Source organism: Pseudomonas paraversuta (genome assembly GCF_904067025.1).
GTDB lineage: Bacteria > Pseudomonadota > Gammaproteobacteria > Pseudomonadales > Pseudomonadaceae > Aquipseudomonas > Aquipseudomonas paraversuta.
In genome coordinates this window covers 381,883-408,393 of the sequence record NZ_CAJFDA010000001.1, presented here as the reverse complement: position 1 = coordinate 408,393, position 26,511 = coordinate 381,883, and the positions used below count along the sequence as shown (strand labels likewise).

The 26,511-nt window shown below is 60.7% G+C and carries 24 protein-coding genes; 8 read left to right on the top strand and 16 right to left on the bottom strand.

Features of this window, described 5'->3' with window-relative positions; genetic code table 11:
* Positions 1 to 60: 60 nt before the first annotated feature.
* The 6 genes from purU to glyA all read right to left on the bottom strand — a co-directional run bounded on the left by purU (position 61) and on the right by glyA (position 7,640).
* Positions 61 to 918: a formyltetrahydrofolate deformylase gene (gene purU, locus JQ848_RS01915; protein WP_004419510.1), complete on the bottom strand. Its 858-nt coding sequence runs from the start codon at positions 916 to 918 to the stop codon at positions 61 to 63.
* A gap of 91 nt (positions 919 to 1,009) precedes the next feature.
* Complete coding sequence (locus JQ848_RS01910; protein WP_004419513.1) at positions 1,010 to 1,642, bottom strand: sarcosine oxidase subunit gamma; 633 nt, start codon at positions 1,640 to 1,642, stop codon at positions 1,010 to 1,012.
* A 110-nt stretch (positions 1,643 to 1,752) separates the two neighbouring features.
* On the bottom strand, positions 1,753 to 4,770 hold the full coding sequence (locus JQ848_RS01905) for a sarcosine oxidase subunit alpha (protein ID WP_004419514.1): 3,018 nt from the start codon (positions 4,768 to 4,770) through the stop codon (positions 1,753 to 1,755).
* Positions 4,767 to 5,099, bottom strand: a complete 333-nt coding sequence (locus JQ848_RS01900; RefSeq protein WP_004419517.1) for a sarcosine oxidase subunit delta — start codon at positions 5,097 to 5,099, stop codon at positions 4,767 to 4,769. Before JQ848_RS01900 ends, JQ848_RS01905 begins: the two co-directional genes overlap by 4 nt.
* Before the next feature lie 14 nt (positions 5,100 to 5,113).
* On the bottom strand, positions 5,114 to 6,364 hold the full coding sequence (locus tag JQ848_RS01895) for a sarcosine oxidase subunit beta (RefSeq protein ID WP_202210218.1): 1,251 nt from the start codon (positions 6,362 to 6,364) through the stop codon (positions 5,114 to 5,116).
* A gap of 22 nt (positions 6,365 to 6,386) precedes the next feature.
* On the bottom strand, positions 6,387 to 7,640 hold the full coding sequence (glyA, locus tag JQ848_RS01890; protein WP_127196515.1) for a serine hydroxymethyltransferase: 1,254 nt from the start codon (positions 7,638 to 7,640) through the stop codon (positions 6,387 to 6,389).
* A 291-nt stretch (positions 7,641 to 7,931) separates the two neighbouring features.
* On the opposite strand from glyA, the gene JQ848_RS01885 reads away from it, so the two are divergent.
* The gene (locus JQ848_RS01885) at positions 7,932 to 8,975 is read left to right on the top strand and encodes a threonine aldolase family protein (protein WP_161719918.1); all 1,044 of its coding nucleotides are present in this window, start codon (positions 7,932 to 7,934) and stop codon (positions 8,973 to 8,975) included.
* An 82-nt stretch (positions 8,976 to 9,057) separates the two neighbouring features.
* On the opposite strand, the gene JQ848_RS01880 is transcribed toward JQ848_RS01885, so the two are convergent.
* From JQ848_RS01880 to gbcB, 3 genes are all read right to left on the bottom strand, one after another.
* Positions 9,058 to 9,360: a cell division protein ZapA gene (locus tag JQ848_RS01880; RefSeq protein ID WP_004419530.1), complete on the bottom strand. Its 303-nt coding sequence runs from the start codon at positions 9,358 to 9,360 to the stop codon at positions 9,058 to 9,060.
* Complete coding sequence (locus JQ848_RS01875) at positions 9,357 to 9,581, bottom strand: hypothetical protein (protein ID WP_004419533.1); 225 nt, start codon at positions 9,579 to 9,581, stop codon at positions 9,357 to 9,359. Before JQ848_RS01875 ends, JQ848_RS01880 begins: the two co-directional genes overlap by 4 nt.
* Positions 9,582 to 9,762: 181 nt before the next feature.
* Entirely contained in the window at positions 9,763 to 10,863 is a 1,101-nt protein-coding gene (gbcB, locus tag JQ848_RS01870) for a glycine-betaine demethylase subunit GbcB (RefSeq protein WP_004419536.1), read from the bottom strand.
* Positions 10,864 to 11,144: 281 nt separating this feature from the next.
* On the opposite strand from gbcB, the gene gbcA reads away from it, so the two are divergent.
* Positions 11,145 to 12,437: a glycine-betaine demethylase subunit GbcA gene (gbcA, locus tag JQ848_RS01865; RefSeq protein WP_004419538.1), complete on the top strand. Its 1,293-nt coding sequence runs from the start codon at positions 11,145 to 11,147 to the stop codon at positions 12,435 to 12,437.
* 496 nt (positions 12,438 to 12,933) lie between these two features.
* Here gbcA and etfB read toward each other — a convergent pair whose 3' ends face one another.
* The 6 genes from etfB to JQ848_RS01835 all read right to left on the bottom strand — a co-directional run bounded on the left by etfB (position 12,934) and on the right by JQ848_RS01835 (position 20,798).
* A complete protein-coding gene (etfB, locus tag JQ848_RS01860; RefSeq protein WP_010656685.1) occupies positions 12,934 to 13,704 on the bottom strand; it encodes an electron transfer flavoprotein subunit beta in 771 nt (256 codons plus the stop codon).
* A gap of 103 nt (positions 13,705 to 13,807) precedes the next feature.
* Positions 13,808 to 15,019, bottom strand: coding sequence for an electron transfer flavoprotein subunit alpha (gene etfA / locus JQ848_RS01855; RefSeq protein WP_010656686.1), 1,212 nt, complete (start codon positions 15,017 to 15,019; stop codon positions 13,808 to 13,810).
* Entirely contained in the window at positions 15,016 to 16,959 is a 1,944-nt protein-coding gene (gene dgcB / locus JQ848_RS01850) for a dimethylglycine demethylation protein DgcB (protein WP_202210217.1), read from the bottom strand. Before dgcB ends, etfA begins: the two co-directional genes overlap by 4 nt.
* Before the next feature lie 125 nt (positions 16,960 to 17,084).
* Positions 17,085 to 19,145: a dimethylglycine demethylation protein DgcA gene (gene dgcA, locus JQ848_RS01845; protein WP_004419549.1), complete on the bottom strand. Its 2,061-nt coding sequence runs from the start codon at positions 19,143 to 19,145 to the stop codon at positions 17,085 to 17,087.
* 15 nt (positions 19,146 to 19,160) lie between these two features.
* On the bottom strand, positions 19,161 to 19,691 hold the full coding sequence (locus tag JQ848_RS01840; protein ID WP_004419551.1) for a 4-vinyl reductase: 531 nt from the start codon (positions 19,689 to 19,691) through the stop codon (positions 19,161 to 19,163).
* Between the two features lie 129 nt (positions 19,692 to 19,820).
* Positions 19,821 to 20,798, bottom strand: coding sequence for a dipeptidase (locus JQ848_RS01835; RefSeq protein WP_004419552.1), 978 nt, complete (start codon positions 20,796 to 20,798; stop codon positions 19,821 to 19,823).
* A 219-nt stretch (positions 20,799 to 21,017) separates the two neighbouring features.
* Here JQ848_RS01835 and JQ848_RS01830 point away from each other — a divergent pair, with 219 nt between their 5' ends.
* On the top strand, positions 21,018 to 21,419 hold the full coding sequence (locus JQ848_RS01830; RefSeq protein WP_004419553.1) for a lysozyme inhibitor LprI family protein: 402 nt from the start codon (positions 21,018 to 21,020) through the stop codon (positions 21,417 to 21,419).
* A 48-nt stretch (positions 21,420 to 21,467) separates the two neighbouring features.
* The gene (locus tag JQ848_RS01825) at positions 21,468 to 21,884 is read left to right on the top strand and encodes a DUF3010 family protein (protein ID WP_004419555.1); all 417 of its coding nucleotides are present in this window, start codon (positions 21,468 to 21,470) and stop codon (positions 21,882 to 21,884) included.
* Here the strand turns inward: JQ848_RS01825 and JQ848_RS01820 are convergent.
* Complete coding sequence (locus JQ848_RS01820; protein WP_127196517.1) at positions 21,881 to 22,816, bottom strand: GlxA family transcriptional regulator; 936 nt, start codon at positions 22,814 to 22,816, stop codon at positions 21,881 to 21,883. The genes JQ848_RS01825 and JQ848_RS01820 overlap by 4 nt on opposite strands.
* Before the next feature lie 165 nt (positions 22,817 to 22,981).
* Here JQ848_RS01820 and choX point away from each other — a divergent pair, with 165 nt between their 5' ends.
* The 4 genes from choX to JQ848_RS01800 all read left to right on the top strand — a co-directional run bounded on the left by choX (position 22,982) and on the right by JQ848_RS01800 (position 26,452).
* Entirely contained in the window at positions 22,982 to 23,908 is a 927-nt protein-coding gene (choX, locus tag JQ848_RS01815) for a choline ABC transporter substrate-binding protein (RefSeq protein ID WP_161719922.1), read from the top strand.
* 73 nt (positions 23,909 to 23,981) lie between these two features.
* Complete coding sequence (locus JQ848_RS01810; protein WP_004419561.1) at positions 23,982 to 24,869, top strand: 3-dehydrocarnitine:acetyl-CoA trimethylamine transferase CdhC; 888 nt, start codon at positions 23,982 to 23,984, stop codon at positions 24,867 to 24,869.
* Positions 24,870 to 24,991: 122 nt separating this feature from the next.
* Complete coding sequence (locus tag JQ848_RS01805; RefSeq protein WP_004419563.1) at positions 24,992 to 25,957, top strand: L-carnitine dehydrogenase; 966 nt, start codon at positions 24,992 to 24,994, stop codon at positions 25,955 to 25,957.
* A gap of 12 nt (positions 25,958 to 25,969) precedes the next feature.
* Positions 25,970 to 26,452: a thioesterase family protein gene (locus tag JQ848_RS01800; protein ID WP_202210216.1), complete on the top strand. Its 483-nt coding sequence runs from the start codon at positions 25,970 to 25,972 to the stop codon at positions 26,450 to 26,452.
* The last annotated feature ends 59 nt before the right edge of the window (positions 26,453 to 26,511 follow it).

The window sequence follows — 26,511 nt, the reverse complement described above, 5'->3', positions numbered from 1 at the left end:
TAAAAGCCGCAAGCAGTCTGCTGTGACTTGCAGCTTGCAGCTTAGAACGGGCTGCTGCGGTTACAGCACCACCGTACGACCTCCATTTAGGAAAACGCGCCGCTCGATGTGATACCCCACGCCCCGGGCCAGGGTTTGCGCCTCGATGTCGCGGCCCTTGGCGATCAGGTCTTCGGGGTAATGGCTGTGATCCACCACCTCGACCCCCTGGGCGATGATCGGGCCTTCATCCAGGTCGTTGTTGATGTAGTGCGCAGTGGCGCCCACCAGCTTGACCCCCTTCTCGTAAGCCTGGTGATAGGGCTTGGCGCCTTTGAAACCGGGCAGCAGCGAGTGATGGATATTGATCGCCTTGCCGTCCAGTTTGCGACACAGCTCAGGCGACAGCACTTGCATGTAGCGGGCGAGAATCACCAGCTCGGCGCCGGTGTCTTCGATCACTTGCCAGACCTTCGCCTCCTGCGCCGGTTTGTCGGCGGGGTTGAGGGCGAAGTGGTGGTAAGGAATGCCATGCCATTGGGCCAGCGGCTCAAGGTCCGGGTGATTGGACACCACGGCCACCACATCCATCGACAACTGGCCGATGCGCTGGCGGTAGAGCAAGTCGTTAAGGCAGTGGTCGGCTTTGGACACCATGATCAGCACTTTGGGCCGGTAGTGAGGCGGGGTCAGCTCGAACCTCATGCCAAAGGCTTCGCCGCGTTCGGCCAGGCCGGCGCGGAATTCGTGCTCGTCGAAGCCATCGGGCTGGCGGAACTCGACACGAATGAAAAACCGTCCGCAACGCTGGTCATCGAACGAATGGTGCTCGGTGACATAGCAGCGGTGCTCAAACAGATAACGCGTCACCGCATCCACCGTACCCAACAGGCTGGGGCAGTCAGCGGTGAGAATCCAGGTATCCGGGGCGCGGCTCATGGGGGGGTTCCTTGTAATTGTGTGGAATGGCGTAACCCTTGTGGAAGCTGGCAAGCCAGCTCCCACAATCAGTTATGTGATCGCGCGTTGCTCAGGCCTCGACACTCAGCCCGTATTGCGCCGCTGCGTCCTGCAACCATAACCACCAATAGTCCGAAAAGCTGCGCCGGATCAGCAGTTCCCAGGTGTCTTCGCCGGTATGGCGGATGACCAGCTGCGATTTGGCGAACACCGTACCCACGGCCTTGCCCACCGGGAAGTTGTCGGGGTGAACGTCATAGCTGGTGGACTTCATCAGCACTTCACGCACGTTGGGCCCGCTCAGCTCCAGCAGTTGCTGGCCGCCACTGACATTGACCACCGAAATATGCAGCCCCGCCAGCGCTGCGCGCAGGGCTTGTTCCACAGCGAATTCCTGGCCACCGGGCACAATCAGCAGCCACTCGTCCGGGCCCATCCATTGCAGCGATGTCTGATCCTTGGCCACCAGGCTCAAGGCCACCGGCAATTCCAGGCCCAGGGCCTTGTGCACACCTTCGGCAAAGGCCGGGTCTTTGGCGTCGCCACGCAGGGTCAGATGCCCCAGAAGTTTTTTCTCGCGCACGATGACACCGGGATTTTTACGGCCTTTGCCAATCAGCCCGGCGAGGTTGGCGTGGTGTAACGATGACTCGGCTTTCGCGCCCGAGTCAGGGCGTTGTTGGTACACGTTGGCTGTGGTCATGAATCACCCGTTCGCAATGTTATGTAGGATCGACCGCTATCGCTGGCAAGCCAGCTCCCACACTTGCAATGCAACCCATGTGGGAGCTGGCTGCCAGCGATGGTCTTGATTCAAATATTCTGCCGTTCGCCCTTGGGGTCGAAGAACACCGAAGACACGATTTCAGCCTCGATCACGCTGCCGTCCGCCAACGGTGCGAACACCCGCTCGCCCATGCGCTTGAGGCCGCCTTTGACCACGCCCATGGCAAACGAGTAACCCAGCGAGCCGCAGGTGTAGCTGGAGGTCACATGACCGACCATGCTCATCGGGATCGCCTGCTTGGTGTCGAACACCAGCTGTGCGCCTTCAGGCAGCCATTTGGTCGGGTCCACAGGCTTGAGGCCCACCAGTTGTTTGCGCTGATCACGCACACAGTCTTCACGGTTCATCCCGCGCCAGCCGATCCATGAAAATGCCTTGGTGCGGCCCACACACCAGCCCATGTTCAGGTCGTCAGGGGTCATGGAACCGTCGGTGTCCTGACCGACGATGATGAAACCCTTCTCGGCCCGCAGCACGTGCATGGTCTCGGTGCCATACGGGGTGAGGTTGTACTGCTTGCCCGCCTCGACAATTTTTTCCAGCACGCCCATGGCGTAGTCAGCCTGGATGTTGACTTCATACGACAGCTCGCCGGTGAACGAGATACGGAACACCCGCGCCGGTACGCCGCCCACCAGACCTTCCTTCCAGGTCATGAACGGGAAAGCCTCACGGTCCAGGTCGATGTCGGTCACTTCGCTCAGCAGCTTGCGGCTGTTGGGGCCGGACAGGGTCAGGGTCGCGTAATGGTCGGTGACCGAGGTGAAGTACACCTTCAGCTCCGGCCACTCGGTCTGTTGATAGATCTCCAGCCATTGCAGAACCCGGGCCGCACCGCCGGTGGTGGTGGTCATCACAAAATGGTTGTCGGCCAGGCAGGCGGTCACGCCATCGTCGAACACCATGCCGTCTTCTTTGCACATCAGGCCGTAGCGGGCCTTGCCCACATCGAGCTTGGTCCAGGCGTTGGTGTAGATGCGGTTGAGGAACTCCCGGGCATCCGGGCCCTGAATGTCGATCTTGCCGAGGGTGGAAGCATCCAGAATGCCGACGCTGTCACGCACCGCCTGGCACTCGCGCTTGACCGCCGCGTGCAGATCTTCGCCATTGCGCGGGAAGTACCACGGGCGCTTCCACTGGCCGACGTCTTCAAATTCGGCACCTTGCTTGACGTGCCAGCTCTGCAGCGCGGTGTAGCGCACCGGCTCGAAGATGTGCCCGCAATGGCGGCCCGCCACCGCGCCGAATGTGACCGGCGTGTAGTTGGGGCGGAACATTGTGGTGCCCATTTGCGGGATGGTCACGTTCAGCGAACGCGCCGCAATGGCCAGCCCGTTGACGTTGCCCAGCTTGCCCTGGTCAGTGCCAAAACCCAGGGCGGTGTAGCGTTTGACGTGTTCCACCGACTCGAAGCCTTCACGGGTGGCCAGTTCAATGGCCGCTGCAGTGACGTCGTTTTGCAGGTCGACGAATTGCTTCGGCGCCCGTGCAGTGGCTTTTTCGTGGGGCACCTGAAACAGCGCCAGGGTGGCTTCTTCATGATGGTTCAGGGCTTTGGGCAACACGCCCTCAACCGGTTTGAAACCAGCTTCACTGGCCGCCCGCACGCCTCCTTCAAAGCCATCGGCCAGGCTGTCGCCGAGCTTGTAGACGCCATTGATGCCGCCCACGCAGACGCGTTTCTGCGGCGCTTCGCCGGGAACAAAGCCGAGAATGTCTTCACGCCAGGTCGGCTTGCCACCCAGGTGCGAGGCCAGGTGCACCACCGGGCTGTAGCCGCCGGAGGTCGCAACCAGATCACACTCCAGCCATTCGCCAGGGCTGGCGACGCTGTGTTGTTTAAGGTCAATCGCCGCCACACGGGCACCGGTTACATGTTTGCTGCCGCGGGTTTCGATCACCGCGCTGCCGGTCAGAATCCGGATGCCTTTGGCCCGTGCCTCTTCGACCAGTGCACCGCGGGGATTGCTGCGGGCATCGGCAATGGCCACCACTTGCTGACTGGCGTCGAGCCAGTCCAGCGCCACGCGATAGGCATGGTCGTTGTTGGTGCTCAGCACCAGTTTTTTACCCGGAGCCACGCCGTAGCGGCGCACATAGGTCGACACCGCACCCGCAAGCATATTGCCCGGCACGTCGTTGTTGCCATACACCAGCGGCCGCTCGCACGCGCCGGTGGCCAGCACCACGCGCTTGGCCCGTACCCGATGGATGCGCTGACGCACCTGGCCGATGGGTGCGCGGTCGCCAAGGTGGTCGGTAAGGCGCTCGTGAATGGTCAGGAAATTGTGGTCGTGATAGCCGTTCACCGTGGCCCGTGGCAGCAGCAACACGTCCGGCAGCGCCTTGAGGGCCGCAATCACCCCGGCTACCCACTCCATCGCCGGTTTGCCGTCCAGGCTTTCGCGGCTGTCCAGCAGGCTGCCGCCGAACTCTTCCTGTTCATCGGCCACTATCACCCGTGCGCCGCTGCGCGCTGCTGCCAGGGCTGCTGCCAGTCCGGCCGGGCCGGCACCGACGATCAGCACATCGCAATGGTGGTTCATGTAGTCGTAGGTATCGGGGTCGTTCTGGGTTGGCGAACGCCCCAGCCCCGCCGCCTTGCGGATGTATTTCTCGTAAGTCATCCAGAACGACTGCGGGTACATGAAGGTTTTGTAGTAAAAGCCGGGCGGCATCAGCTTGCCGCCAACCTTGCCCAAAATCCCCATTACGTCATTGTTGACGTTGGGCCAGCCGTTGGTGCTGGTGGCCACCAGCCCTTGATACAGCGCCTGTTGTGTGGCGCGCACGTTGGGGATCTGGGTGGCTTCGGTGGCGCCGATTTGCAGCACCGCATTGGGCTCTTCGGCACCGGCGGCAAAAATGCCCCGCGGCCGGGAATATTTAAAGCTGCGACCGATCACGTCGACGCCGTTGGCCAGCAAGGCAGCGGCCAGACTGTCGCCTTCGTAGCCTTTGTACTGTTGCCCGTTAAAGGTGAAGGTCAGCACTTTGTTGCGATCGACGCGGCCGCCGTTAGGCAAGCGGTGGGTCTGGCTCATACCTTTTCTCCCAGCTCGCGAGTGGCCGTGGTGGTCAGTGGTGCAGCCTGTTCGGTGAACTGCGGCTTGCTGCCGATCAGGTAGGTTTCAAGAATTTCATAGGTCAGGGTATTGCGGGTCGCGTTGAAAAACTGGCGACAGCCGGCCACGTGGTTCCACAACTCGTGGTGCAGGCCACGGGGGTTGTCGCGAAAGAACATGTAGTCGCCCCACTCGGCATCGGTGCAGGTGCCAGGGTCGAGCGGACGCGGAATGTGGGCCTGGCCACTGGCGTGAAATTCCTCTTCGGAACGCAGCTCGCCGCAATGGGGACAGAAGATGTGCAACATGGGTGATTCTCCTGTTAGTGGGCGACAGCGGCAGCGCCGTGTTCGTCGATCAGGGCGCCGTTGTGGAACCGGTCAATGGAAAACGGGGCAGCCAGCGGGTGCATTTCGCCTTTGGCCAGGCTGGCGGCAAACACGTTGCCCGAGCCCGGTGTGGCCTTGAACCCGCCCGTGCCCCAACCGCAGTTGAAGAACAGGTTCGGCACCGGAGTTTTGGAGATGATCGGGCAGGCGTCCGGCGTGGTATCGACGATGCCGCCCCACTGGCGGTTCATGCGCACCCGGGACAACACCGGGAACATCTCGACGATGGCCTGAATGGTGTGTTCGATCACCGGGTACGAGCCGCGCTGGCCATAGCCGTTGTAGCCGTCGATACCGGCACCGATCACCAGGTCGCCCTTGTCGGACTGGCTGATATAGCCGTGCACGGTGTTGGACATGATCACGCTGTCGATAATCGGCTTGATCGGCTCCGACACCAGTGCCTGCAGCGGGTGCGATTCAATCGGCAGACGGAAGCCGGCCTGGCGTGCCATGTGCCCGGAATTACCGGCCGTGACCACGCCTACGCGCTTGGCGCCGATAAAACCTTTACTGGTTTCGACGCCGATGCACACCCCGTTTTCCTTGCGAAAGCCCAGTACCTCGGTTTGCTGGATCAAGTCCACCCCCAGCGCATCGGCGGCCCGGGCAAAGCCCCAGGCCACGGCGTCATGCCGGGCCACGCCGCCACGTCGTTGCACGGTGGCGCCCATTACCGGGTAGCGGGTGTTTTTTGAACAGTCCAGGTACGGAATTTCGTCCGCCACCTGTTTCGCATTCAGCAACTCGCCGTCCACCCCGTTGAGTCGGTTGGCGCTGACCCGGCGCTCGGAATCGCGGATGTCTTGCAGGGTATGGCACAGGTTGTATACCCCGCGCTGGGAGAACATGACGTTGTAGTTCAGATCCTGGGACAGGCCTTCCCACAGCTTCATCGCGTGTTCGTAGAGATGCGCCGACTCGTCCCACAAATAGTTGGAACGCACGATGGTGGTGTTGCGCGCCGTGTTGCCACCCCCCAGCCAGCCCTTTTCCACCACCGCTACATTGGTAATGCCGTGCTCCTTGGCCAGATAGTAAGCAGTGGCCAGGCCGTGGCCGCCACCGCCGACAATGATCACGTCGTAAACCTTTTTCGGGGTCGGCGTGCGCCACATCTTCTGCCAGTTTTCGTGGTGGCTGAGGGAGTGTTTGAAGAGGCCGAAGCCTGAATACCGTTGCATAGGGATTACTCCAAAACCGCGCTCAGCGATAAACCGGGAAGTCTTTGCACAGTGCCGTTACCTGGCGCGCCACATCAGCCTCGATATCGGCATCGCCGAGGTGATCGAGGATGTCGCAGATCCAGCCGGCCAGCTCCGTACATTGCGCCACTTTGAAACCGCGGGTGGTGACCGCCGGGGTACCGATGCGCAGGCCCGAAGTCACGAAGGGGGATTGCGGATCGTTGGGCACGGCGTTTTTGTTGACCGTGATATGGGCCCGGCCCAGGGCTGCATCGGCGTCTTTGCCGGTCAGGCCCTGACGGATCAGGCTGAGCAGAAACAGGTGGTTGTCGGTGCCGCCCGAAACCACGTCGTAACCGCGCTTCACAAACACCTCGGCCATCGCCCGGGCGTTGTCGATCACCTGTTGTTGATAGGCTTTGAAGCCGGGTTCCAGGGCTTCCTTGAAACACACGGCCTTGGCGGCGATCACGTGCATCAACGGCCCGCCCTGGCCGCCGGGGAACACCGCCGAGTTGAATTTTTTCTCCAGCGCTTCGTTGGCCCTGGCCAGAATCAGACCGCCACGTGGCCCGCGCAGGGTTTTGTGGGTGGTGGTGGTCACAACGTCAGCGTACGGCAGCGGGTTCGGGTACAGGCCCGCCGCCACCAGACCGGCCACGTGGGCCATGTCGACAAACAGGTAAGCCCCCACCTTGTCGGCGATCTGCCGGAAGCGCGGAAAATCGAGAAACTTGGAGTAAGCCGAGAACCCGGCAATGATCATCTTCGGCTGGTGCTCGACGGCCAGACGCTCGACTTCGTCGTAGTCGATCAGGCCGGTGGCGGTGTCGATGCCGTATTGCACGGCGTTGTACAACTTGCCGGAAAAACTCACGCTGGCGCCGTGGGTCAAGTGACCGCCGTGGGCCAGGCTCATGCCCAGCACGGTGTCCCCGGCATTGAGCAACGCCAGATACACCGCTGCGTTGGCCTGGCTGCCGGAGTGCGGTTGCACGTTGGCGTAATCGGCACCGAACAGTTGTTTGGCACGGTCGATGGCCAGCTGCTCGACTTTATCCACATGCTCGCAGCCGCCGTAATAACGCTTGCCGGGGTAGCCTTCGGCGTACTTGTTGGTCAGGCCGCTGCCCTGGGCTTGCATCACGCGCCGACTGGTGTAGTTCTCGGAGGCAATCAGTTCGATGTGATCTTCCTGACGCTGGTCTTCGGCATTCATGGCCGCTAACAAGGCATCGTCGTAGCCCTGAATCTGATCCTGCTTGCTGAACATTGCGTTCTCCCAGCGCCAGCGCGCCTTTGGTCTCGGTTAGGGCTTGCCCTTTGAGCCAGATGGTAGAGCTGGCGCCCCCGGATCAAATGCCTATGGACGCCACACAAAGGTGCGTTTACGACATGGGACAAAAGCGGGTATCACTCATGCCCTGTGGGAGCCGGCTTGCCGGCGATACCTGATCTGCCATCGCCGGCAAGCCGGCTCCCACAAGAAGTCTGTCGAGCATTCTGTGCACCCGCCGGATTCTTGGATAAAGTGCAGCACGATCTTCGACCATGGAACCGGGAAATGACTGACAAGAGCCAACAATTCGCCAGCGACAACTACTCCGGTATCTGTCCCGAAGTCTGGGCCGCCATGGAGCTGGCCAACCACGGCCACCAGCGTTCTTATGGTGATGACGAGTGGACGCTGCGCGCCGCCAACGATTTCCGCAAACTGTTTGAAACCGATTGCGAGGTGTACTTCGCCTTCAACGGCACCGCCGCCAACTCATTGGCCCTGTCGTCGTTGTGCCAGAGTTTCCACAGCGTGATCTGCTCCGAGACCGCCCACGTCGAAACCGACGAATGCGGTGCCCCGGAGTTCTTCTCCAACGGCTCCAAGCTGCTGCTCGCCCGTACTGAAAACGGCAAGATCACCCCCGAGTCGATCCGCGAAATCGCCCTCAAGCGCAAAGACATTCACTACCCCAAGCCGCGGGTCGTGACCATCACCCAGGCCACCGAAGTCGGCAGCGTGTATCGCCCGGAAGAAATCCGCGCCATCAGCGCTACCTGCAAGGAGCTGGGCCTGCTGTTGCACATGGACGGCGCCCGCTTCTCCAACGCCTGCGCGTTTCTGGGGTGCACGCCTGCGGAACTGAGCTGGAAGGCCGGGGTTGATGTGCTGTGCTTTGGCGGGACCAAAAACGGCATGGCGGTGGGTGAAGCGATTCTGTTCTTTGATCACGCCCTGGCAGTGGATTTTGACTATCGCTGCAAACAGGCCGGGCAACTGGCGTCGAAAATGCGTTTTCTGTCAGCCCCCTGGGTCGGCTTGCTGGAAAACGACGCCTGGCTCAAACATTCACGCCACGCCAACCACTGCGCACAATTGCTGAGCCAGCTGGTCAGTGACATTCCGGGGGTTGAGCTGATGTTTCCGGTGGAAGCCAACGGCGTGTTCCTGCAACTGTCGGAACCGGCTGTGGCAGCGCTGACAGCCAGGGGCTGGCGCTTTTACACCTTTATCGGCAAGGGCGGCGCACGCTTCATGTGCTCGTGGGACACCGAAGAGGCGCGGGTGCGGGAACTGGCTGCGGATATCCGCGAAGTGATGGGCGCAAATTAATGCAGGGGCGAGCTTGCTCGCGAGCTTCTAACAGCTCACGAACAAGCTCGCGCCCACAGAAGATGATTGTTTTTTGCGAGACTCAGGATTGCCCGAGAGTCCGCTCAATCACTTCGACCGTGGCGCTGACTTGCTCTTGATAACGGTCGATTTCCTGTTTGTGCTGCTGTTTGAGTTCAATCTGTTGTGAACACAGATTCAACGCGGCCAGCACCAGCAACTTGTCCCCGATCAAGCTCGGGTACTTTCTTTTCGTATCGGCCAAGGCAGTGTTCAACATCACCGATGCGGCCACCAGGGTTTGCAGCTCCCCCACAGGCGCCTTGATCGAATAGTCGTTGCCCAGAATCGAGACGACTTTTATTCCGTCTCTGTCTTCGCTCATGCGCTGACAGTGCTCGCACGTTCAACCAGTGCCTGGATGCGTGCAGCGGTTGCACCTTGCTTCTCTTCCTGTTCCATCAGGCTCAGTTGCAGGCTTTCGTTGTCGTCTTTGGCCTGGGCCAGTTCAGCGTTCAGCGCAGCGTTGGTGTCCAACAGCTCCTGCTTTTGTTGAACCAGGTCGCTGACCAGTTGTTCCAGTTTGCTAAGGGATGATTCCATCATGGTGGTGATCTCAAGCTGTTTTCAGAGGGCGCGTACGATAAAGAAAAGTCACCGGCTAAGCTAGCGGCAACCGGCCTTTAAGCCCCCTAAAGACTGTGGTTTCCAATCTTTGTTCCCGTCCTCCCCCAAACACCCACTGTGGGAGCGAGCTGTGGTTTTAAAAAGCTCGCTCCTACAGGTATCAGAATTCAATCCGCACATCGCCCTTGGGTACGCTGCAGCAAGACAAGATGTAGCCTTCTGCCACGTCTTCGTCAGTGATGCCGCCGTTGTGCTCCATCTCGACTTCGCCGCCCAGCTTCAACACCTTGCACGTGCCACAAATGCCCATGCCGCAGGCTTTGGGAATCAACAGCCCCAACTTGGCTGCCGCAGCGTGTACGGTTTCGGCCGGGCCCACGCGGATACTTTTGCCCGACGCGGTGAATTCCACCTGGTTGAGGTCCGCCAGATCCAGCTCCGGCGCATCTGCCGCCTGTTCGGCCTGCTCCACCGCATCGGCCCGGGCCTCGGGCGGGGTCGCACCAAAAGACTCTTCGTGGTACCGGCTCATGTCAAAACCGTTGGCTTCCAGCAGCCGCTTGACCGCGCTCATGTAAGGCGTGGGGCCGCAACAGAACACCTCGCGCTCCATGAAGTCGGGCGCCATCAGCTCCAGCATCTTGTGATTCAAATAGCCGCGGTAGCCGGCCCAGGGCTCGCCCAGGCCGTGCTTCTCGCAGATCAGGTGCAGGCTGAAGTTGTCGATGCGCGAAGCCATGTGCTCCAGCTCGCGGTGATAAATGATGTCTTTCGGTGAACGGGCGCTGTGGATAAACACCATGTCGACATTGGCGTTGGTGTCGTAAAACCAGCGCGCCATGGACATCACCGGGGTAATGCCGACCCCGCCGCTCAGATACAGCACCTTGGGGCTCGGTGCGTCGATGGCGTTGAACAGCCCGACCGGGCCGTGTACCGCCAGCTCCTGGCCCTCACTCAAGGTGTCGTGCAGCCAGTTGGAGACGCGCCCGCCCGGCACGCGCTTGATGGTCACCGAAAAGCTGTACGGCACCGAAGGCGAACTGGAAATGGTGTACGAGCGCATCACCGGATCGCCGTCGATTTCCAGCTCCAGGGTCACGAACTGCCCCGGCTTGAAAAAGAACAGGATCGGCTGGTCAGCCATAAAGCAGAAGGTGCGCACATCCCAGGTTTCCTGAATCACTTTGACGCAGCGCACGATGTGTCGGCCGTTGGCCCAGGTCTGGGTGGTTACCGGATTCAGAAAGCTGTTGGACATGGGCTTCTCCACGGCCGACAACCGGCCTCTTGCTGGCGATTCTGCGCATGCCCCGGGGCGGCCATTTACCTATTCGCGACATTCACATACTTATCGCGACCAGCCCCTTGAAACAGGGGCTGGCGCGTCGGGAACAGATTGGGCCATGTCGCCCGCAGATATGGCATCGGCCCGGCCGGAACGCACACTCAGCGCCACTGATAGCGTTAATTGCTTTGCCTTGCGTCGCACCCCTGAGCAGCTACTTTCGGCCACATAGAATGGCCATGAGGATTACAACGATGGACATCACCGCAACCCTGAGCCTGGGCGATCCACTGGAACCCGCACGCAAGGCCACCGCCGAGATGTTGCAGAGCCGTGAGCGTACTTTTTCGCTGCCGCAGCCGTTTTATAACGACGAGCGCCTGTTCGAAATCGACATGCAGGAGATCTTTCAGAAGGAGTGGCTGATTGCAGGCATGACCTGCGAGATCCCGACCAAGGGCAATTATCTGACGCTGCAAGTGGGCAACAACCCGATCATCGTGATTCGCGGTGCCGAGGGTCAGGTCCATGCATTCCATAACGTATGCCGGCATCGCGGCTCGCGGCTATGCACTTCCGAGAAGGGCAAGGTTGCCAAGCTGGTGTGCCATTACCACCAGTGGACCTATGAGCTCGATGGCCGCCTGCTGTTTGCCGGCACCGAGATGGGCGCCGACTTTGACATGAAGCAATACGGCCTCAAGCCGGTGAATGTGAAAACCGCAGGTGGCTACATCTTTATCAGCCTGGCCGAAAACCCGCCCGCAATCGACGAGTTCCTGGCCACCCTGAACCACTACATGGAACCCTACGACATGGAAAACACCAAGGTGGCGATTCATACCACCCTGGTGGAAAAGGCCAACTGGAAGCTGGTGCTGGAAAACAACCGCGAGTGTTATCACTGCAACGCGTCGCACCCGGAGCTGCTGAAAACCCTGCTGGAATGGGACGACGTCACCGATCCCCGGGCCGATCAGGCCTTCAAGGACCATGTGGCGGCTTCGGCAGCGGCCTGGGATGCGGAAAAGATCCCCTACGCCCACGCCAGCTTCGGCCTGCGCAACCGCATCGTGCGCATGCCGCTGCTCAAGGGCACCGTATCCATGACCCTGGATGGCAAACAGGGCTGCGCAAAACTCATGGGGCGGATTAAAAACCCGGACCTGGGCTCGATGCGCATCCTGCACCTGCCGCACTCGTGGAACCACTGCATGGGCGACCACATCATCGTCTTTACCGTGTGGCCGATCAGCGCCCAGGAAACCATGGTCACCACCAAGTGGCTGGTGCACAAGGATGCAGTAGAAGGCGTGGACTACGACGTGGAGCGCATGCGCAACGTGTGGGACGCCACCAACAACCAGGACCGGCGCCTGGCTGAAGAGAACCAGCGCGGCATCAACTCCGTGGCCTATCAGCCGGGGCCGTACTCACAAACCTATGAGTTCGGCGTGGTCAACTTCGTCGACTGGTACAGCGAGCGCCTGTTGAGCAATCTGGGCGCGGAGCCGGCGCCCTACCTCAAAGGCGTGCTCGCCCAGTAACCGTCCGACCAAACCTGTAGGAGCGAGCTTGCTCGCGAGCTGTTGAAATCTCGCGAGGCAAGCTCGCTCCTACTGGCTATTTTTTGACCATCTGGCTACACCCCATACAATCAAAGGCCCGCAGCCCTTCACCAACATCTTATCCACAGTCACACCCACAGCAATTGTGGGGAAGTGGGTAAGTTATCCCGAAAACAGTGATTGGCTATTTTTTGTACAAAACCTTACAGACCACGGGATACATGGCCTGCAAGCAACCGCAAACACCTTATCCACACATCCGCCAACAGAGATTGTGCGCAACTTATGCACCGCCCCCCATTACTGTGGAAAACCCTTTAAAGTCCCGATTTTTAAAGGGTTTGAGTGTCGAACAGTGGATAACCGGAGCAATTGAGCGTTTTTTGATCAGAAGCCTGTAAGCCTTGATCCGTATAGCGCTTAGCCGACAGCAAACAACTTATCCACATAAGCGCTAACAGACTTTGTGGGCAACTCAGCGCACCACGCCTTCTTCGATCAATAACTTCAAAATCGCCTGTGCCCCCTCTTCGCTGCTCAAGCCTTTGAGTATTTGACCGCTACCACCAGTGGCCTTGGCTGTGGCTGCTTTCATACGGTCGGCGGCACTTTTGGCCCTGATCACTTTGAGACGCTTTGGCCGGGGTCTGGCGGGCTGGAAAACACCCACTGTGGATAACTCATCAACAATCACCTCAACCACTTCGGCATCGACCACCCCACGGGTAGCCGGGCCATAGGCACTTTGGCGGGCCTTGGGGGCAGCGTTATCCACAGTGGCCATGAACGGCAGGCGCACCTTGAGCCGGCGCCGCTGACCACGGGGCAATCCCTGCAACACCAGCGCGACACCGTTGTGGATAGATTCAACCTGAGCCACTCCCACCACCAGCGGCCAGCCCAGTTGCTCGGCCAGCAGATACGGCAACATGCCCGAGCCTTCGCCGGTTTCCGCCTGGCTGCCCGCGAGTACCACCTGCACCCCGGCTTCGCGGATGTAGTCGCGCAATACCGGCAGCGCATCGGCCCCGTGCGCCTGCTCAAGTACGTGAAGCTCCTCCAGGCCCATGCCCAGATACGCGCGTAGCGCCGGCTCATGGGGGTTGCCCGCATGCAGTACATGCAGGTTATCCCCAGCCAGTTGCAGACCGAGCTCGACAGCCCGGGCATCCTGTTCAGCGCGGCGGGCCCGGCCGGAAGCCGGGTGGGCGCCGATTGAAACCAGTGCAACGGTGGCAATGGTCATAAGCGAATCTCCAAAACTGTAAACAGACTGTAGGAGCGAGCTCGCCTCGCGATCTGTTTAAAAGCTCGCGAGACAAGCTCGCTCCCACAGGGGTTCAGGACAATCAGGCGGCATCGCGCCTGGCGCTCTTGCGCCAGTTATCCACAGCCGCAATCAACGCCTGCAGAATTGCCGCACCGTCACCAATCACCGAAAGATCAGCGCGCTTGATCATGTCGCAACCCGGATCAAGGTTGATCGCCACCACCTTGTCGCACCCGCCAATCCCTTGCAGATGCTGGATCGCGCCGCTGATGCCGACCGCAACATAGACCCGGGCGGTAACCCAGGTACCGCTGGCCCCCACCTGACGCTCACGCCCCATAAAGCCGTCATCCACCGCCACCCGTGACGCGCCTTCGGTAGCCCCCAGCGCTGCTGCAGCCCTGTGGAAAAGTCCCCAGTCCTTGATCCCGTTACCGCCGCTGAGGATAAATTCGGCCTCTGCCATGGGCGTCGCCGCAGGATCCACCGCAACCGCACCCAGGTCTTCAATCCGGGGCAGGCAACGCGGCGCATCTGTGGATAACTGCACAGGCAATGCTTCATGCAGGGTTTCACTGACCGGCTCGGCGCACTCGGCAGCGGCCAGAATCAACCGTGGCAACGGCTGCGCCAGATCCTGCAAGCCGGCCCCGGCTCGTCCCAGACAGGTTCCGTCCTTGATTTGCCACACCCGGGTGGCCGGGCGCTGGCCCAGGCTCGCAGCCAGACGACGGCCCAGTTCTGCACCGCCATTGCGGCTGTCGGGCAGCAACCAGTGTCTGGGCGCGAACTGGTTATCCACAGCCCGTAAATCGTGAACCCGTTGCTCCGGTGCATAACCTTCGCTGTCCAATAACAACAAACGGTCTACCCCGGCCCTGGCAAAGGCCGTTTCTTTGCACTCGCCAAACACCACTGCCAGCACCGCGCCGTCGCTGCCCGCCAGTTGCCGGGCCAGGCCAAGCACATCGCGGTCGTGACTGGCGAGGCGGCCACCGGCCATATCCGGTACCACGCAGATATAAAACGCCGGCGCCGGCACCTGATGCAGCGGCAATTGCACTTGTTCACTGGCCGCGCGTTTGACCGTGCCGCCCTGTTGCGCGCCACTGCGATCGATCCGCTTGATGCCGTTGGGGCCGATAAACCCCAGCCCATGTACATTTTTGCGCAGCACCCCGTTGGGCCCCATCCAGCTGGCGGATGCCGGCTGCATGGCGGCATGCAGCGGGTGCAGGCGGTTGCGGGCGATCCACTCGGCCCGCGGGTCGCGGCGGATAATGTCACTCATACCATCACCTCCGGGGCTGCGCGGCTGGGCGCTTTGGCGGGCACGATCGGTTCAATCAGAGCTTCAGCCACCAGTTCGGCAATGTCCTTGATCAGCGGCCGTGGCTCGACCACGCCTTCGAGCATGGCCGTGCATTGCGGGCATCCCACCGCCACACGCTCGGCGCCGGTCTCGCGGATGTCGTCCATGCGCATATCGGGAATCCGTTGTTTGCCGGGGATGTCAGTAATGGGGGCACCACCGCCGCCGCCACAGCAGCGTGAGCGAAAGCCCGAGCGCTGCATCTCTTTGACTTCAATGCCCAGCGCGCGCAATACCGCGCGGGGAGCCTCGTATTCGCCGTTGTAACGCCCCAGATAACAGGGGTCGTGATAGGTCACGCTGCCGCCCGTATCCGCGTTCAGGGCAAGAGCGCCCTGGTCGATCAGTTCGGCCATGTAAGTGCTGTGATGTTGCACCAGGTACTCACCGCCAAAGGCGCCATATTCATTTTTCAGTACGTGGAAACTGTGGGGATCGCAGGTCACGATGCGTTTGAAACGGTATTGCCCCAGGGTCCGGATATTGCGTCGGGCCAGCGCCTGAAAGGTCGCTTCGTCGCCCAGACGCCGGGCCACGTCACCGCTGTCGCGCTCTTCGAGCCCCAGTACCGCAAAATCGACCCCGGCGGCTTTAAGTACCTTGACGAATGCCCGCAGGGTGCGTTGGTTACGCATGTCGAAGGCGCCATCACCGACCCAGAACAGCACGTCCACCGAGGGTTTATCGCGCATCAGATCAAGATTCAGGTCTGCAGCCCAGTTCATCCGCCCGCCCGGTGCAAAACCGCCGGGGTTGTCGGTGGCGATCAGGTTGTCCAGCACCTGGGCGCCGTTGTTCGGGGTTGCACCTTTTTCCAGGGTCAGAAAGCGGCGCATGTCGACGATGGCATCCACGTGCTCGATCATCATCGGGCACTCCTCAACACAGGCACGGCAGGTGGTGCAGGACCACAGGGTGTCCGCATCCACCAGACCGTCAACTATGGGTTGATGCGGGTTGCCGCCATGTTCACCAACGGGTTTGCCCGGGTACGGGCTGCCGGCAAAGTGCGCATCGGTACCGCCCGCAAGCCCCACCACCATGTCCTGAATCAGTTTCTTCGGGTTCAACGGCTGGCCCGCAGCGTAGGCCGGGCACGCCGCTTCGCACTTGCCGCATTGCACGCAGGCGTCAAAACCCAGCAGCTGGTTCCAGGTGAAGTCCTTGGGTTTTTCCACCCCCAGGGGCGCGCTGCGATCATCCAGGTCCAAAGGCATCAAGCCGGTAGAACGGCCACCGCCAAAGCGCTCGGCGCGCCGATGCCAGGCCAGGTGCAAAGCCCCGGCGAAGGCGTGCTTCATCGGCCCGCCCCAGGTCATGCCGAAGAACAGCTCCGCCACGCCCCACAGCACTCCCACCCCAAGCAGGGTTGCCAGCAACCAGCCGCCAAAGTCCTGGGGCAGCAAACCGGCGACCGGCAAGGTGAGGATAAAAAAGCTCAGCGAAAATGCCAGCAGGCTTTTTGGCAAGCGCATCCACGGGCCTTTGGACAGGCGGGCCGGTGGATTGAGGCGACGTTTGAACACAAAGAGCGCGCCGACAAACATCAGCGCCGTGGCCACCAGCAGGGCGTAGCCGAGGATGCGGTTATGCAGCCCCAGGCCATGCACCAGAATCGCCAGCAACGCCGCCAGTACAAAGCCCCCGGCAGTGGCAACGTGGGTATTGGCCATGTACTTGTCACGGGCCACCACGTGGTGCAGATCAACCATATAACGCCGGGGCATGGCCAGCAGGCCAGCGAGCAGATCGACCCTGGCCGGGCGGCCACGACGCCACATATGCATCCGCCGCACGGCGCCGATGACGGCCAGACCGAGGGCAGCGAATAACAGAACAGGGAGAACAATATTGAGCATGGTGAAGCTCCCGAAGACCTCAGGGGTTGCGCAAATCCTGTGGGAGCCGGCTTGCCGGCGATGTTGCTGGCAATTGCCTATGCCTCATCGCCGGCAAGCCAGCTCCCGGAGTTATTCACACGTGCTTAGAAATCCTTGCACAACCTGAGTGCGTCATAGATCGCGGCATGTACGTTGCGCTGGGCCACGCAGTCACCGATGCGGAACAGCAGGTAACCGTCCCCCGGCTCGCTCAGGCACGGTTGCGGCTTGATCGCAAACAGCGCTTCGACGTCGATCTGGCCCTTGTTGCGCGAGTCCGGTTTAAGCCCGTAATACAATTCTTCATCCGGACGCACGCCATTCTCGATCACCACCTGGTCCACCACCCGCTCCTCCCTGGCGCCGGTGTATTCGTTCTCCAGAACGGCAATCAGCTTGTCGCCTTCGCGGTAGACCTTCTCCAGCATCATGTCCCCGGTCATGATCACTTCCTTGGGGTACAGGCTGCGGTAGTAGGTCGGGAATGAGGTGCCGCCAATCGCCACCCCGGGCTTGGTGTCGTCGGTCACGATCTCGACCTGGGCACCTTTGTCGGCCATGAAGTCGGCGACGGACATGCCGGTAAACTCGCAGATGGTGTCGTACACCAGCACGTTCTTGCCCGGCTCAACCTTACCGTCGAGCACGTCCCAGCTGCTGACCACCAGCCCTTCGGCGGCGCCCCAGTGTTCGTTCTGCTCCACAAACGGATGCCCACCCACGGCCAGCACCACGATGTCGGGACGCAGATCGAGAATGGTCGCCGGGTCTGCCGCGGTGCCCAGACGCAGATCAACGTTCAGGCGCGCCAGTTCCAGCTGGAACCAGCGGGTAATGCCGGCCATCTGGTCCCGTTGCGGGGCTTTGGAGGCGGTGGTGATTTGCCCGCCGATGACATCCTTTTTCTCGAACAGGGTCACGTCGTGACCCCGTTCCGCGGCTACCCGCGCCGCCTCCATGCCGGCAGGCCCGGCGCCGACTATCACCACCTTGCGTTTGGCCCCGGTACTTTTCTGGATGATATGCGGCACGCCCATGTATTCCCGGGAGGTGGCGGCGTTCTGGATACAGAGCACGTCCAGGCCCTGGTACTGGCGGTCGATGCAGTAGTTGGCGCCCACGCATTGCTTGATCTGGTCGATCTGGCCCATTTTGATTTTGGCGATCAGGTGCGGGTCGGCGATGTGGGCACGGGTCATGCCCACCATGTCCACGTAACCGCCTTCCAGAATCCGCGTGGCCTGATTCGGGTCCTTGATGTTTTGCGCGTGCAGCACCGGGGCCTTGACCACTTCCTTGATCCCGGCGGCCAGGTGCAGAAACGGCTCCGGTGGAAAACTCATGTTGGGGATCACGTTGGCCAGGGTGTTGTGGGTATCACAGCCCGAGCCGACCACGCCGATAAAGTCGAGCATGCCGGTGTCGTCGTAGTACTTGGCGATTTGTTTCATGTCCTCGTGGCTCAAGCCATCGGGGTGAAATTCGTCACCGCACAGGCGAATGCCGACGCAGAAATCCGGACCGACTTCGGCACGCACGGCCTTGAGTACTTCGAGGCCGAAGCGCATGCGGTTTTCAAAACTGCCGCCCCATTCATCAGTGCGTTTGTTGACCCGCGGGCTCCAGAACTGGTCAATCATGTGCTGGTGCACCGCCGACAGTTCGACCCCGTCCAGCCCGCCTTTCTTGGCGCGCCCTGCCGCACTGGCGTAGTTGCCGATCACGCGCCAGATTTCTTCCGGCTCGATGGTTTTGCAGGTGGCACGGTGCACCGGTTCGCGCACCCCGGACGGCGACATCAGGGTCGGCCAGTTGAAGCCGTCCCAGCGTGAGCGGCGGCCCATGTGGGTTATCTGGATCATGATCTTGGCGCCGTGCTTGTGCATGGCATCGGCCAGGTTCTGGAAGTGCGGGATGATGCGGTCGGTGCTCAGGTTGACCGAACTCCACCACTCCTGGGGGCTGTCGATGGCCACCACCGATGACCCCCCGCAAATCGCCAGGCCGATACCGCCCTTGGCTTTTTCTTCGTAGTACTGCACGTAGCGCTCAGTGGTCATGCCGCCATCGGTGGCATACACCTCGGCGTGGGCAGTGCTGAGCACGCGGTTGCGGATGGTCAGTTTGCCGATTTGAATCGGCTCAAACATTGCTTCGAACGCCATATCCCGATCCTCGACTTACAACGGCTTGACGATAAACAGGCCGTGGTCGTGGCCCTCTTCCGATCCGCTATAAATCTGCTCGGCGCGGGTGCGAATGTGGCTGCCACGGGCCTGCAGAATCTGATCCATGGCGCCGGCAAACCAGCCGGTGAACATGTAATCGACCTTGCGCCCGACCTTGCCGTACACGTAGACGAAACAGGAGTGCTCGAGCTTGATGGTGGCAGTGCCTTTATCGAGGTCGATGTCCTGGATTTCGAACAGGCCCCAGCCACGCTGGGACAGACGCTTCATGTAGTGCTCGAACACCGCGACCCCTTCCAGGCCGTGGCACTCGGCTTCTTTTTCGCACCAGTGCCAGGCGGATTTGTAGCCGGCCTTGTAGAGGATTTCGGCGTAGGCGTCAGCGCCCAGCACCTCCTCGATGCCCATATGGTTGTTGACGAAAAAATGCCGTGGCACATAGAGCATGGGCAGGGCGTCAGAGGTCCAGACACCGGTTTCACTGTCGACTTCGATAGGCAATTGCGGGGCGATTTTAGCCATGGAACAAAACTCCAGAAATTCAACAAATCTATGTAGTCGCTGCCGCAGGCTGCGAAGGGTTGCGAAGCAGCCCGTTTTTCAAGAAGTCCTCATCGCAGCCTTCGGCAGCGACTACGAGGAGCTGTTCGGCTATTCGCCCCAGACGTCCTTGAGCACGTTGACCCAGTTTTCGCCCATGATTTTGCGCACCACGCGCTCGGGGTGACCGCGCTTGAGCAGGGTTTCAGTGAGGTTGGGGAACTCACCCACAGTGCGGATGCCCAGCGGGTTGATGATCTTGCCGAAGCTGGTCAGACGCCGGGCATAGCCCTTGTCGTGGGTCAGCATTTCGAAGAAGTCCTGACCGTGACCCTGGGTGAAGTCGGTGCCGATACCGATCGCATCTTCGCCGACGATATTCATCGTGTACTCGATGGCCTGGGCATAGTCGTCAATGGTGGAGTCGATGCCCTTGGCCAGAAATGGCGCGAACATGGTCACCCCGACAAAACCGCCGTGGTCGGCGATGAATTTAAGTTCGGCGTCGGATTTGTTGCGCGGGTGCTCTTTGAGGCCGGACGGCAGACAGTGCGAGTAGCAGACCGGTTTCTTCGATTCGAGGATCACCTCTTCCGAGGTTTTTGAACCCACATGGGACAAGTCGCACATGATCCCGACGCGGTTCATTTCGGCCACCACTTCGCGGCCAAAGCCCGAGAGCCCGCCATCACGCTCGTAGCAGCCGGTGCCCACCAGGTTTTGCGTGTTGTAGCACATCTGCACCACGCCGACTCCGAGCTGCTTGAAGATCTCGATATAGCCCAGCTGGTCTTCAAAGGCGTGGGCGTTCTGGAAGCCAAAAATGATACCGGTCTTGCCCTGTTCCTTGGCCCGACGAATATCCGCAGTGGTTTTTACCGGGATCACCAGGTCGCTGTTTTCGCGAATAAGGGTCTGGCTGGCCACGATATTATTGATCGTGGCTTGAAAACCCTCCCACACCGACACCGTGCAGTTGGCTGCTGTGAGGCCGCCTTTACGCATGTCTTCGAACAGTTCGCGGCTCCATTTGGCAATGATCAGCCCGTCGATAACGATGCTGTCTGCGTGCAACTCGGCTGGGCTCATCAGGCGTCCCCTTATGGGCGCCGAATCGTCTGCCGGCGCTTTGGGGCCAGCATAGGCTCGGGGTTAAAAACAGCCGGGTGCAAAAGCGACAGCGCAATTGCCGAAAGCGTCAATCCGCGACAAAGCCCTCGGCGCCAAAGTAATGACCTATGCTGCGTGGCTGTTCTTTGGCCCACGCATAAGCCAGAATCCGTCCCATCTATGGATTAGGAAGCCGCAATGAAATCGATTCTCCTGGCCTTGGCGTTGATCACAAGCGGTGCGTACGCAGCCGATGATGCCGACTACAACCCGTGCGATGCGGTGGAAAACGACCAGCAAACCCTGGCGTGTTCGGCGTACAGCAAGAATGCGGCCGAGCTGTTGCTGACCGAAAATTACGAAGCCCTGCAGACGCGAATGAACTCGATGTACGGCTCAAACGCAACTCAGCTCAATAACATCATCAGCAAGATCAAGACCGCTCAGGCGCTGTGGTTGCACCAGCGTGACGCCGACTGCGCGATTGTGGTGTTCCCTGCCACATCCGGCACCGAGACCTTCAACATTGCCCAGAACGACTGCATGGCCCGCATGAGCGATGATCGTTCGGAGTTTCTGGAATCGATCGGGCAGGAATAACCACCCTGCTCCCACAGATCAGATGCCTTATTTAAATCCAGGGTTTTTATGACTATTTGCGGTATCGATATCAAAGGCAGCGAAGCGATCTTCGCCGTCGCCACCCAGGGCCCCGACGGTCTTCAACATCTAGCCATTGCGACCAAGAAAATCGCCCTCGACGATGATGACGATGCCCTCAACGTCAAAGCCTTCGCCGCGCAGGTCACAGCCTTTGTAAAGACCAACGCCATCACCCGCATCGCGATTAAAAAGCGCAGCAAAAAAGGCGAGTTCGCCGGCGGGCCGACCACCTTCAAAATCGAAGGCATCATCCAGTTGCTGGACGCTTGCGAGGTGCAATTGCTGTCACCGCAAACCCTCAACGCGCAATTCAAAAAGCACGCTTTCGAGCTGCCCGCCTCGCTGAACAAATATCAGCATGATGCGTACAAGGCTGCGTGTGCGGCGCTGCTCAAGGGTTAACCGACCCGGTCCTGTCGCGGCGCACAGGCAAATCGCGCGCGATAGCTGCGGGTGAAGTACGACGGTGATTCAAAACCGCAGGCCAGGCTGATATCCAGCACGCTCATGTCGGTCTGGCGCAGCAGTTGCCGGGCTTTGTGCAGGCGCAGGCCAAGGTAGAAGTTGCGCGGAGTATCGTTCAGGTGCAGGCGGAACAGGCGCTCCAGCTGGCGCTGGGTGACGTTGATGCTCAGTGCCAGTTGCGAAATGCTCAGGGGCGGCTCGGTGTGCTGCTCCATCTCGCCAATCACCTGCACCAGCTTCTTGTTACGGATGCCGTAACGCGTGGCAACTTGCATGCGCTGGTGATCCTTGCGCGGGCGGATACGCCCGAGCACGAACTGCTCTGATACCTCGATAGCCAGTTCCGGGCCGTGCGCCTGGGCAATCAGATCGAGCATCATGTCGATAGAGGCCGTACCGCCCGCGCAGGTAATCCGTCGGCGGTCGATTTCAAACAGCTCTTGCGTGACCTGTAACCGCGGCCATGATTCCTTGAACGCCTCCAGCGCTTCCCAGTGCAGGGTCAGACGATAGCCGTCGAGCAGGCCCGCCTCGGCCAGCACAAAACTGCCGGTATCGATCCCGCCCAGGCTTACCCCTTCGCCGTCCAGACGCCGCAGCCAGTGAATCAGTGCCGGCGTGACATGGGCCAGTGGCTCGAAACCGGCCACCACCAGTAACGTCGCCCCTGCGGTGAGCGCCTCCAGCCCTGCCTCGGCATTGACCGACATGCCGTTACTCGCCGGTACCGCGCCACCGTCGCTGCTCAGCACGTGCCAGCGGTACAGCTCGCCGCGAAAGCGGTTGGCCACCCGCAGCGGCTCAATCGCAGAAATAAAGCCCAACGAGGAAAAGCCGGGCAGCAGCAGGAAATAAAAGTCCTTGGGCATGGAGGCGCTCGTGCAGTCAGTTCGCAGGATTGAAACACACTCAGGTCGCTACAGTGCAAAAGCCCGTCGCTCCAGTGCGGTTAAGCAATACCCGACCTCGGTAACTTGGCGTCACGGTGCACAAAGACACCGGCTACCTAATAACAACCTGCCGAGGCCCGCTCCATGAAACGACTGATCAGCTGTTGCTTGTTGGTACTCAGCCCCTATGTGCTGGCTAGTGAAGATCCATCGTGCAAGAACGTACGCATGGGCGTGGTCAACTGGACCGATGTGATCGCCACCAGCGCCATGGCGCAAACCCTGCTCGACGGTCTCGGCTACAAAACCAAACAGACCAGCGCCTCCCAGCAAATCATCTTCGCCGGGATACGTGACAACCGGCTGGACATGTTTCTGGGCTACTGGAACCCGATCATGAACCAGAGCATCACCCCCTTTGTCGATGCCAGACAGGTGACGGTGCTGGCCGAGCCCAGCCTTAAAGATGCCAAGGCCATGCTCGCCGTGCCGACCTATATGAGCGACAAGGGCCTTAAAAGCTTTGCTGACATTGCCCGATTCGAAAAAGAACTGGGGGGCAAGATTTACGGGATTGAACCGGGCTCCGGCGCCAACACCCAGATCAAGGCCATGATCGAGCAAAACCGCTTTGGCCTGGGCAAGTTCCAGCTGGTGGAATCCAGCGAGGCAGGGATGCTTTCGGCCGTGACCCGCGCGGTCAACCGCAATGAACCGATTGTGTTCTTTGGCTGGACCCCGCACCCGATGAACATCAACCAGAAAATGACCTACCTGACCGGCAGTGAAGACGCACTGGGCCCGAATGAAGGCCTGGCCACGGTGTGGACAGTGACCACGCCGGACTACGCCAGCCGCTGCCCGAACGTCAGCCGCTTGCTGAGCAACCTGACCTTCAGCGCCGATGACGAGAGCCGCATGATGCAGCCGTTGCTGGATCACAAAGACGCCCGGGCATCGGCCCGCCAGTGGCTCAGGGACCACCCGCAAGACCAGCAGCGCTGGCTCGAAGGTGTTACCACAGCGGACGGCAAACCCGCTGCAGGGAACCTGAAACTCAGCGCCAAATAATTCAACACCGAGCCCCTCGGCCGCCGCCTGCAACGGCAGCGGCGTGGCGCTCTACGCCCAAAGGAAATGCCCCATGAACCACGACGTCATCATCACTTGCGCACTCACCGGTGCCGGCGACACCAGCGCCCGCAGCCACCTGGTACCGATCACGCCCAAGCAAATTGCCGACGCCGCCGTGGAAGCGGCCAAGGCTGGAGCCACAGTGGTGCATTGCCATGTGCGCGATCCGAAAACCGGTCAGTTCAGCCGTGATGTGGCGCTGTACCGCGAACTGATGGAGCGCATCCGCGAGGCCGACATCGACATCATCGTCAACCTCACGGCCGGGATGGGCGGTGACTTGCACATCGGCCCCGGCGAGAACCCGATGGAGTTTGGCCCCAATACCGATCTGGTCGGGCCGCTGACCCGTCTGGCACACGTCGAAGCCTTGCTGCCGGAAATCTGCACCCTGGACTGCGGCACCCTGAACTTCGGTGACGGCGACACCATTTACGTTTCGACCCCGGCGCAGCTGCGGGCGGGGGCCAAGCGCATTCAGGAGCTGGGAGTCAAAGCCGAACTGGAGATTTTCGACACCGGCCATCTGTGGTTCGCCAAACAAATGATCAAGGAAGGCCTGCTCGACGACCCGCTGTTCCAGCTGTGCCTGGGCATCCCCTGGGGTGCTCCGGCAGACACCACCAGCATGAAAGCCATGGTCGACAACCTGCCCGCCAATGCGGTGTGGGCCGGGTTCGGCATTGGTCGCATGCAAATGCCCATGGCTGCCCAGGCGGTCTTGCTCGGCGGCAACGTCCGGGTCGGGCTGGAAGACAACCTGTGGCTGGATCGCGGGGTACTGGCGAGCAACGGACAGCTGGTGGAGCGTGCCGCAGAAATCCTCAGCCGCCTTGGCGCCAGGGTGCTGACCCCGGCTGAAGGCCGGGTAAAGATGGGTTTGAGCCAGCGCCACTAACCCCGCCTCCCCCTGCCCACCTGCCCACCTGTAGGAGCGAGCTTGCCTCGCGAGCTCTTCAGCGAAACAGCGAAAAGCTCGCTCCTACAGGTTTAAGACCGAATTTTGATCAGGAATCGCCCATGACCTTTATCACTAACATCAAAACCTTCGCCGCCCTTGGCAGCGGTGTCATTGGCAGCGGCTGGGTCGCCCGCGCACTGGCCCACGGCCTCGACGTGGTGGCCTGGGACCCTGCCCCCGGTGCCGAAGCCGCCCTGCGCAAGCGCGTGGCCAAGGCCTGGCCGGCGCTGGAAAAAAGCGGCCTCGGCAAAGGCGCGTCCCAGGACCGCCTGCGCTTTGTCAGCACCATTGAAGAATGTGTACGCGACGCCGATTTCATTCAGGAAAGCGCACCCGAGCGGCTCGATCTCAAACTCGAGCTGCACAGCAAAATCAGCGCTGCCGCCAAACCCGATGCACTGATCGGCTCCAGCACCTCGGGCCTGCTGCCCAGCGAGTTCTACGAGACATCCACCCATCCCGAGCGCTGCATCGTCGGCCACCCGTTCAACCCGGTGTACTTGCTGCCGCTGGTGGAAGTGGTGGGCGGACAAAAAACTGCACCACAAGCCATTGCGGCTGCGATCGAGGTCTATAAATCCCTGGGCATGCGCCCCTTGCATGTGCGCAAGGAAGTACCGGGTTTTATCGCTGACCGCTTGCTCGAAGCCCTGTGGCGCGAGGCGCTGCACCTGGTCAATGACGGGGTGGCAACCACTGGCGAGATCGACGATGCCATTCGCTTTGGCGCCGGTTTGCGCTGGTCGTTCATGGGCACATTCCTCACCTACACCCTGGCCGGTGGCGATGCGGGCATGCGGCACTTCATGAACCAGTTCGGGCCGGCCCTGAAACTGCCGTGGACCTACCTGCCGGCGCCGGAACTCAGCGAAAAACTGATCGACGACGTGGTTGAAGGTACAACTGAACAACTGGGCAGCCACAGCATTGCCGCGCTGGAGAGCTATCGTGACGATTGCCTGCTGGCGGTGATGGAAGCGGTGAACGCGACCAAACTCAAACACGGCATTGCCATCAACGATTGAGCGAGGTTCTGCATGCCCATCCTCACCACCTACAGCACCCCCGTTCTTGAAGACTGGGTCGATTACAACGGCCATTTGCGGGACGCGTTTTACCTGCTGATTTTCAGCTATGCCACCGATGGGCTGATGGACCACCTGGGACTCGACAGCCAGAATCGCGAAGCCAGCGGCCATTCGCTGTTCACCCTGGAAGTGCACATGAACTACCTGCACGAAGTGAAGCTCGGCGCCCGGGTCGAAGTGCGCACCCAGATCATCGGCCATGATAAAAAGCGCCTGCATCTTTATCACAGCCTGCACCTGATCGGCGAAGAGCAAACCCTGGCCGGCAATGAGCAAATGCTGCTGCATGTCGACCTTGCAGGCCCGCACTCGGCACCGTTCAGCGAACATTCACTGGCGTTGTTGCAGGCAATTGAAACCCGCCAGGGAGACCTGCCCAAACCGGCTTATGTGGGCCGGGTGATCGGTTTGCCCGGCACCGCCAGAGCATGAAAAAAGCCCCGGACCTGCCGTGACAGGTTCGGGGCTAACTCTGTGTGATGCCGAGAGGG